Annotated in this window: 3 protein-coding genes; all 3 read left to right on the top strand. The window is 64.9% G+C overall.

Annotation, left to right across the window (positions count from 1 at the left end; all coding sequences use genetic code 11):
* Positions 1-589, top strand: a 589-nt coding sequence (locus tag EN879_RS34630) for a transporter substrate-binding domain-containing protein (RefSeq protein ID WP_127274649.1), incomplete at its 5' end; no start/stop codon positions are given.
* Positions 586-1,119, top strand: a complete 534-nt coding sequence (locus EN879_RS34625; RefSeq protein WP_013525142.1) for a c-type cytochrome — start codon at positions 586-588, stop codon at positions 1,117-1,119. The genes EN879_RS34630 and EN879_RS34625, both read left to right, overlap by 4 nt.
* The coding region (gene coxB / locus EN879_RS34620; RefSeq protein ID WP_245493921.1) for a cytochrome c oxidase subunit II at positions 1,116-1,768 on the top strand (653 nt) is incomplete at its 3' end. The genes EN879_RS34625 and coxB, both read left to right, overlap by 4 nt.

Raw genomic sequence — 1,768 nt, 5'->3', positions numbered from 1 at the left:
GCTGAAGGCAGGCCTTTGCGATCTCGTGCCCGGCACGCCTGCCAATCTCGAAATGCTGCGCCCCACCACGCCCTACTACCGTTCGTCCTATGTCTTCGTGACCCGCCAGGACGGCCCGGACGTGACGTCCTTCAACGACCCGCGGTTGCAAGAATTGCGCATCGGTGTTCAGCTCATCGGCGACGATGGCGCCAACTCGCCGCCTGTCCAGGCGCTTGGCCGCCGCGGCATTGTCGGGCACCTCATCGGCTACCCCGTCTATGGCGACTACTCTGCTCCCAACCCGCCGGCGCGCATCGTCGAAGCTGTCGCGAACGGCGAGATCGACCTTGCCGTGGTCTGGGGTCCGCTCGCCGGCTATTTCGCGCAGAGGCAAAAGGTGCCGCTCCGGATCACGCCGGTCACGCCTCGCATCGATGGACCGCAACTGCCGCTGATGTACGACATCTCAATGGGTGTTCGACGCGAGGACGATGCGCTGCGTGGCGATGTGAATAGCGCGCTTGCCCGACACAAGGCCGAGATCGACGCGGTTCTGGCGCGATACGGCGTACCGCGTCTGGACATGGCCGGGAGACCGGCCCGATGAGGCGCGCTCTGGCGATGTTGCTGCCCTTGACACTGGCCCTGGTCGCCTGCCAGCGCGAGGAGCGCGACACGCGACCGCAATCGGCGCTCGGCTCAGGTGAGCAGCCGACGCCTGTGACCACGTTGGAGCCGGGCGGACAGCGACCCTCCCCCACCGACAACAAGGCGGCGAGCTTCGAGGCCAACGCCTTCCACATGAGCGAGGGCAAACGCCTGTTCGGCTGGTTCAACTGCTCGGGCTGCCATGCCAATGGCGGTGGCGGCATGGGTCCGGCGCTCATGGACGAGAAGTGGATCTATGGCAGCTCGATGGAAAGCATCCACGCCACGATCCGCGACGGCAGGCCCAACGGGATGCCAAGCTTCGGCCAGAAGATACCCGACGACCAGATATGGGAGCTGGCGGCCTTCGTGCGCGCACTGGGCGGCAACGCGCCGTCTTCCGCCGCGCCGCAACGCAATGACGACATGATGGTGCATCCCTCGGAAAACCGCCTGCCGGATGCCGCGACACTGGGCAAATCACCGTGAAGCGCCCGGCCTCGATGGCCTTCGCCTTCTGTGTCCTGTTTCTGCAGGGATGCGCAGGCTGGCAGTCGGCGCTTGACCCGAAGGGCCCCGCAGCCGGCGAGCTGGCCTGGCTCATCTGGTTCTTTACCGCGCTTTGCGCGGTTGTTTGGGCGCTGGTGATGATCGCTCTCGCAGCACCGCTGGTCATGCGATCGCGTTCCGGCGATGAACCCCTCCTACTCGACGAAGCGGCCGAACGCGGCAAGATGCGCGTGGTCGTGTCCGCCGTCGGAGTGACCACCATCATCTTGATCGGACTGACGCTGCTAAGCTTTTTCGCCAACAGGACGCTGGCTGCGATCGGCTCGGAGGCTGCGCTGACAATCAGGGTGACCGGGCACCAGTGGTGGTGGGAGGTGCGCTACGAGGATGCTACGCCGAGCCGCATCCTGACGACGGCATACGAGATTCATATCCCTGCCGGCGAGCCGGTGCGGCTGCTTTTGACCTCGACCGATGTGATCCATTCCTTCTGGATCCCAAGCTTGGCCGGCAAGCTCGACCTTATCCCGGGCCACATGAACGTCCTGGATATCAAGGCGGACAAGCCAGGCGTCTACCGTGGTCAATGCGCTGAATTCTGCGGTGCGCAGCACGCCAACATGGGCAC

It is taken from the genome of Mesorhizobium sp. M7A.F.Ca.AU.002.02.1.1, assembly GCF_003998535.1.
Classification (GTDB): Bacteria; Pseudomonadota; Alphaproteobacteria; order Rhizobiales; family Rhizobiaceae; genus Mesorhizobium; species Mesorhizobium ciceri.
This window is presented reverse-complemented; position numbering and strand designations above follow the sequence as displayed.